Raw genomic sequence first — 6,874 nt, 5'->3', positions numbered from 1 at the left:
TTATCCATAAAATAAAACTCCTTCTCAAATAAATTTCAAACGGTAATTAATACCAACGATTGATTACTCTACCAGATTCTAAATTTTTTCGTAAGGATTTTTTGAAAATATCGTTGAACTTTTTTGGAAACGATGTTATATTTAAATAGTCGTCAGGCGACAAGTTAAATATTGGGCTATAGCCAAGCGGTAAGGCAACGGTTTTTGGTACCGTCATGCGCTGGTTCGAATCCAGCTAGCCCAATAAAAAATTAAGGCATTGCGTTTGCAGTGCCTTTTTTTTATAAAAATGGCGTTAATTTAATAAGGAGGGATTTAAGTCGGTTGGTCATCGACCGAATCACTATATGAATGAACAACAGATTCCACAGAAGAATTATAAGAAAGCCCCTTTCAAAACGATCCATCGGCGGATCTTAATCGCGTTAATTCTCGGACAAATATCCTGTGGGTATGCGTTAGGTATTAGCGGAACTGGGTTTTCACTTGCACAAAATTATCTACATCTGACTGACTTTTGGGTTGGATTACTCGGTGCGGGGAGCTTGATTGGGCTGGCCGGTAGCGCTGTAATGGGCAAGTTAGCAGATTCAATTGGTCGCCGCGGCCTTTTGATGATTAATATGTATATTTTTTTTGCTGTGCTATCGTTGGCGCAATTAGTGACTACGAATCCCTGGCTGCTTTTTATTATTCGGATTGCGATTGGTTTGATGATTGCCATTGATTACACAGTCGGTAATTCATTATTAGTAGAGTGGCTACCAGAGCAAGAAGCAGGTAAGCGACAAAGCCGTTTGATTTTCTATTGGGCAATTGGCTTTGTCTGTTCGTATTTTGCGGGAATTTTAATTCGGGGCTTCGGTAGTGCTACCTGGCAAATTATCCTTGCCTCCTCAGTGGTACCAAGCTTAATTACTGCGCTGTATTGTTCAGTCTGCCGGGTTCCGGCATCACCAAGTTGGTTGGCAAGCCAAGGTCAAAAGGAGCAGGCCCAGCGGTTAATCCATAAACACATTGGCCGCCGCTTCGGCTTACCGAAGCAACTACTACGCCGCAAGCGCGATCCAGAGAAGATTACTTGGCGAGTAGTGTTTAATAAGCAATATCGGCGACGCACTATTGTCGGCGGCCTATTTTACGCGTGTCAGGCGTTCGCCTTTTTTGGCATTAGTATTTTCTTACCAATTCTTCTAAAGGGCTTGAAGTTAGGAAATGATCAATTATCTGGGGTAATGTATAACGCCTGCGTCATGGCAGGAGTGCTCGTTGGGATGGCCTTATTTAATCATCTTAGCCGGCGGGCATTTTTGGTTGGTCACTTATTATTAGCGGCCCTGGCCTTAATGATTATCATTGTTAATCCCGGTCACCAAGCATTTTTCCAGTTAGGCTGTTTTGCCATCTTCTCTGTTGTCCTGTCTGCGGGATTGGTGCTTGATTATCCGTACCCGACGGAGCTATTTGATATTAAAGTGCGGGCCACTGGTGTCGGTACAGTGATCACGATTAGCCGAATTGGTGCGGCTAGCGGGACGTTCCTCTTACCGGTATTAACGAATCTCGGTGGTAGTAATTTAGCCATGCTGGTATGTGCAATTATTCTGCTAATTGGTGGTATCGGATGTCTCTTCTTTGCTCCCGAAACATCACCAAAGTAATTTAAAAAGGGAGCGTGACAGAAGTCATTTATGACTTCGTTTTCACGCCCCCGCAAACACAAATAGGCCTCCAGAGTTCGGCTTTGCCGAGCACTGGAGGCCATTTGTGTACTGCGCTGTTCGCTTTTTATTAAAGTAATCGGGTTTGTGTCACAACCCCTTTTTTCTTACTTTTTAATCTTGATTTCCTTGTGTTGCCGACTAGCAAATAACAGGATTGCCATCCAAACGAGGGTCACAATTAATGAGATTAATGTGCTTTCTCGCATCGTCATGGTAACAGCAACCACTGCAAAGAAGATTAATACTAAGTAGTCAGAAACCGGTGACAATGGCATCTTAAACGGACTTTCCTTTGGGTACTTCTTTCTGAATTTTAAGTGGGTAATCACAATGGCTCCCCAGATGAAGAGAAAACTCGTGGTGGCCACACTGGAAATCAGAGTGAAGACGCTACCCGGAACTAAGTAGTTTAAAGCGGCCGAAAGGGTAATCAAGAGTGCAGAAATGATAATCGCAAATGTTGGAACTTGGAACCGTGAAATGTGGCTGATGATCCGAACTTTTGGATTAGGTGACTTATAGGTCAATTCGGCTAACATTCGTCCGGTCGTATAGAGCGCACTGTTACATGAAGAAGCAGCCGCCGTAATCACAACGAAATTGATAATGTCCGCAGCCCCGCTAATCCCGATATCCTTGAATACCATTACGAAAGGACTAGAGTTAGCGTTGAGCAGGTTCCATGGGAAGATCGACATGATCACCGCTAATGAACCAATATAGAAGATTAAAATCCGTACGGGAATGTTATTGATGGCCCGTGGAATAACTTCTTCAGGATCTTGAGTTTCAGCAGCGGTCATTCCGACCATTTCAACCCCGGCAAAAGCAAAGACAACCATTGGTAAGGACTTCAGTACCCCTGACCAGCCAGTCGGGAAGAAGCCACCATGACTAACCAGGTTGGCTGGCGTTGCGATGCCGGCACTAGTGTGGTAGCGGAAAATCATCAAGCCGATCCCAATCAAAATCAAGGCAATGATTGCCACAATCTTGATCAATGCAAACCAGAATTCAACTTCCCCGAATGCCTTAACGGTAATCAGATTAATACAAAGCAGAATTGCAATGGTAATTAACCCAGGGACCCATTGCGGCAGGCCCGGCAACCAAAGTTTGATATAAACCCCAATCGCGGTTAGTTCGGCCATCGCAATCGCAATCCAACTGGCCCAATAAGCCCAACCGATGACAAATCCGGCCCGGTGGCCCCAGTATTTATGAATTAAATCGACAAAGGAGTGATAGTGAACATTAGTCATCATCATTTCTCCCATTGCCCGCATCATCCAAAAACAGATTAACCCGGTAATCAAGTAACCAAGGATGATGGATGGACCGGCGAAGTGAATGGATTCACCAGATCCTAAGAAAAGTCCCGTTCCAATTGCGCCACCTAGGGCAATCATTTGAACGTGACGGTTAGTAAGTCCACGTTGTAATTCATTTGAATCTTGCGTGGCCTGATGGCTTTTATCAGCCATTTAAATTCCTCCTTTAAGTTCATGCAGCTTCATGAACTATACTATAAATACTAATCAATTTCTCAGAATTGTGCAAATGAAGTGAAATTGATACACGCAAAAAATTGGTTGATGTTCCTATTATACCGCGTTTTACCACGAATGTATTATTAAAATGGTGACGTGGCTTTATCTTAGCCAATTCACAGTTTTCTGCTGATTACCCGTTAATAGCAGTCAAAATAAGGGAATGCTATAATTAGGAACTATTAGGACACTTTTGAATGAAATTGGGGATGACAATGATGAAAATTGGTTTTATCGGTACCGGGGTCATGGGAACCGGAATTATTAATAACCTGCTTAGCCATCATGAAACGGTAATCGTCTATAACCGGACGAAGAGTCATGCGCAGGCAGTGCTTGATAATGGTGCGCAGTGGGCCGGTTCACCAGCTGAATTAACGGCTCAGGTTGATGTCGTAATGACGATGGTCGGCTTCCCACAGGATGTCCGCGATGTTTACTATGGGGATCAAGGAATCCTTAAAAACGCTCATGCTGGACAAGTTTTAATTGACCTGACAACTAGTACGCCATCACTGGATCAGGAAATCACTCGTGATTGTCAAAAACGGGGAATTCAATGTTTGGATGCGCCAGTTTCTGGTGGAGATATTGGTGCAAAAAAAGGAACTTTGACAGTGATGGTCGGCGGTGAAAAGCAGACCATGACCTCGTTACAAGGACTCTTTGATGAATTCGCCGCATCAGTAACCTATTTTGGCCCAGCCGGAAGTGGGCAAAATGCTAAAATGGCCAACCAAATTATGATTGCCGGTACCATGACTGGAATGACCGAAGCATTCGTTTATGCGAAAGCAGCTGGTCTAGATCTTCAGCAAGTCATGAATACGCTCCAAAGCGGGGCGGCCGAAAACTTTAGTTTAGGCAGCTACGGGCCACGAATTTTAAAGCATGATTATACGCCCGGCTTTTTTGCTAAACATTTCCTGAAGGATTTACGGATCGCGTTAACAACTGCTGACCAGCTGAACATTGATTTGCCAGCTACGAAAGAAGCTAAGCGGTTGTATGAAGTTCTCGTTGACCAGCAGGGGCTGGGAAATGATGGTACACAGGCTTTAATAAAACTTTGGTGGCAGGATTAATAAATTGGGAGGTTAGTCCAAAATGACGTTAATGCTTTCCACAGTTTTCTTAGTGGCTGTCGCGATTGTCGGCATAGTAGTTCATCGACAATTTTTTAGTCATATCGCTAGCAACTATATCAACCTCGGATTAGGGGTGATTGTGGCCCTGGTACCCATGCTAGATCACTTGGTGGCAACATTTTCTTCGGAAATTTTTATGGGGATGATTGTAGCACCACTGTTATTTTACGATGGGATGGAAACCAGGTTTTACAAAGTTGCTCGGAAGTTTAGAGTGATCGTTTCGTTGACCGTTTTTATGGCGCTTTTTTGTGCAATTGCAGCGGGTTTTAGTATGGCCGTTACGAAAATCGTTAGTTTGCCATTGGCATTTGTACTTGCGGCAATCAGTACGCCAACCGATGCGACTGCAAGTGAGGCGGTTTCGCACGGTTTAATTATTCCAGATACTGAACGAACCTTTTTAAAACTAGAATCACTTTTCAATGATGCTTCTGGAATTATTCTGTTGAACATGGCCATTTTGTGGTATGTCAATGGATATATCAACTATGGTCAAACAGTTGCCAACTTTATGTATTCTGCAGTAGGTGGTGCCGTATTTGGCTTTGTCGGCGGTGGAATTATCAGCTTGGTTCGCCAGGCCCTGGTTCGTTCCCATATTAACTTAGTTAATACGGCCAATAATACGGGGACACCATCAAAGATTATTTTTCTGGCGACGCCTTTTGTGATTTACTTTGTGGCAGAACACTTACACGTGTCTGGAATTATTGCCGTAGTTTGTACCGGAGTATTGCACAATGCTGAAATGGAACGGAGCAACCTCTTAAATCCGCGTGTCGTCTATGATTCTGAGGCATTGACCGGCATGATGAAAGAGTTACTGAACGGGATCGTGTTCGTGATTCTGGGAATTATGATGGTGCGCATTACCAATAATAACAATGTGGTTTTGCACCCGCATAATTGGTTAATTTTAGGGATTATTATGTACGTGGCTAACGTTGTCGTGCGATTTGTATATACGTTGGCGGTTCGCCATCTCAATGCTAAATCTGCTACTATTTTTGCTTTTGGCGGGGTCCACGGAACCGTGACATTTGCCTTGGCATTTATGGTTGCGGAAACTTCGGTAAAACGGACCGATTTCAATTTAGTTTTGATGGCTGAAGCAGTGTTGATCGTTCTGAGCCTCTTAGTTCCAACATTCATGTTTCGGTTTATTTTACAACGACAACCTTCCGACAAGGTAATTACTAAAAAGACGATCCAGATTCGCGACCAAATGATTCAACATGCAATCGAAAAAATCCGCCAAATCTATCTCCCGGAGGACCTTCGGCAGACAGTATTGTATGACTTGCAAACTCAGCGGATGCACACCTCAATTAAACATTTTATCCGTGAATTCAAACGGTCGCTTCAGCGGCCAGCCTTAACTCCTGAGGAAGCCAACACGTTAGATATGGCTTATCGATTAGCTTTTCGTGAAGAACGGGAGTATTTGAACGAAGTTTCTCAACAAGAGGCTGGCTACATGGACATTGTGACTAGTCTTTACTCAGAAATCTTGATGGCGGAAATGGTGGTTCTGAACCACTAATCGGGTATAATAAAAGCAAAAAACGGGAGAATATAAATGACAATTAAATTAGTAGCAATTGATATCGACGGGACATTAATTAACGATCAGCGGTCGGTAACACCCAAAACTGTGTCCGCAATTAAAGAGGCTAGCTCAGCAGGCGTCAAAATAGTGCTGTGTACGGGGCGGCCAATGACGGGAGTGCGGCCGTTTCTGAAACAATTGGAATTAGATCATTCTGATCACGAGTACGTGGTGGCCTTTAATGGCGGTTTGGCTCAAGATACGAATGGTCAAGTCATCGTGAACTACACGGTTGATTTTAATGATTACGTTGATATTTTGGCATACGCCACCAAGCATAATGTTAAGTCGGTGATTGAAACTCAAGATTATATTTACACTACCAATCAGGACATTAGTCCATACGCGGTTCATGAGTCCGGACTAGTCTTTATGCCGATGCGCTATCGTTCACTGGACCAGATTAATGCGCTCCGCGATCAGCTCGTAATTGGTAAGTTTATGATGACCGACGATAAAGATAAGCTGGATGCTGCTCATCAACAACTTCCTGCGGACTTGGCCGAACGCTTTAAGATTGTCCGGAGTGAGGATTATTATCTTGAATTTGTGAATCAAAAAGCCGGCAAAGGAGCTACTTTAGCGGCCCTTTGCGAACATCTCGGAATTCAATCAGGTGAAGTGATGGCAATTGGTAATGCCCAAAATGACGAGTCCATGATTGAATTTGCCGGTACCGGAGTCGCAATGGGAAACTCAATTCCAAGTACGTTGGCGAAGGCAGACGTCACGGTGGCCGACAATAATCATGACGGAGTGGCAGAAGCAATTGAAAAGTATGCTTTGTAAAGGGTTAAATAACTTATAAAGGGAATTAGGTTGCTGAACCTAATTCCCTTT

General features: G+C 43.7%; 5 protein-coding genes and 1 tRNA gene. 5 read left to right on the top strand and 1 reads right to left on the bottom strand.

The features are described 5' to 3' along the window. Positions 1–172: 172 nt before the first annotated feature. Both HMPREF0501_RS01660 and HMPREF0501_RS01655 read left to right on the top strand, forming a co-directional pair. Positions 173–244, top strand: a tRNA-Gln gene (locus HMPREF0501_RS01660). A 103-nt stretch (positions 245–347) separates the two neighbouring features. Next, entirely contained in the window at positions 348–1,661 is a 1,314-nt protein-coding gene (locus HMPREF0501_RS01655) for an MFS transporter (RefSeq protein WP_006916056.1), read from the top strand. A 167-nt stretch (positions 1,662–1,828) separates the two neighbouring features. Here HMPREF0501_RS01655 and HMPREF0501_RS01650 read toward each other — a convergent pair whose 3' ends face one another. Beyond that, a complete protein-coding gene (locus HMPREF0501_RS01650) occupies positions 1,829–3,208 on the bottom strand; it encodes an amino acid permease (RefSeq protein WP_006916055.1) in 1,380 nt (459 codons plus the stop codon). Positions 3,209–3,492: 284 nt separating this feature from the next. Between HMPREF0501_RS01650 and HMPREF0501_RS01645 the strand changes: the two genes are divergently transcribed. The 3 genes from HMPREF0501_RS01645 to HMPREF0501_RS01635 are packed head-to-tail and all read left to right on the top strand — an operon-like array spanning position 3,493 to position 6,823. Continuing rightward, positions 3,493–4,359 carry an NAD(P)-dependent oxidoreductase gene (locus tag HMPREF0501_RS01645; RefSeq protein WP_040455733.1) on the top strand — a complete coding sequence of 289 codons (867 nt, stop codon included), beginning with the start codon at positions 3,493–3,495 and terminating at the stop codon, positions 4,357–4,359. 22 nt (positions 4,360–4,381) lie between these two features. After that, positions 4,382–5,968: a cation:proton antiporter gene (locus HMPREF0501_RS01640; RefSeq protein WP_006916053.1), complete on the top strand. Its 1,587-nt coding sequence runs from the start codon at positions 4,382–4,384 to the stop codon at positions 5,966–5,968. A gap of 36 nt (positions 5,969–6,004) precedes the next feature. Next, complete coding sequence (locus tag HMPREF0501_RS01635; RefSeq protein ID WP_006916052.1) at positions 6,005–6,823, top strand: Cof-type HAD-IIB family hydrolase; 819 nt, start codon at positions 6,005–6,007, stop codon at positions 6,821–6,823. Positions 6,824–6,874: the final 51 nt, after the last annotated feature.

This window comes from Limosilactobacillus coleohominis 101-4-CHN, assembly GCF_000161935.1.
GTDB classification, from domain to species: Bacteria; Bacillota; Bacilli; order Lactobacillales; family Lactobacillaceae; genus Limosilactobacillus; species Limosilactobacillus coleohominis_A.
The sequence above is the reverse complement of the archived record's forward strand: the minus strand, read 5'-3'. Positions and strand labels throughout refer to the sequence as shown.

Bases quoted from the DNA above. Each gene is read 5' to 3' on its own strand.
- HMPREF0501_RS01650 (WP_006916055.1), bottom strand. From the start codon at position 3,208: ATGGCTGATAAAAGCCATCAGGCCACGCAAGATTCAAATGAATTACAA.
- HMPREF0501_RS01640 (WP_006916053.1), top strand. From the start codon at position 4,382: ATGACGTTAATGCTTTCCACAGTTTTCTTAGTGGCTGTCGCGATTGTC.
- HMPREF0501_RS01655 (WP_006916056.1), top strand. From the start codon at position 348: ATGAATGAACAACAGATTCCACAGAAGAATTATAAGAAAGCCCCTTTC.
- HMPREF0501_RS01645 (WP_040455733.1), top strand. From the start codon at position 3,493: ATGAAAATTGGTTTTATCGGTACCGGGGTCATGGGAACCGGAATTATT.
- HMPREF0501_RS01635 (WP_006916052.1), top strand. From the start codon at position 6,005: ATGACAATTAAATTAGTAGCAATTGATATCGACGGGACATTAATTAAC.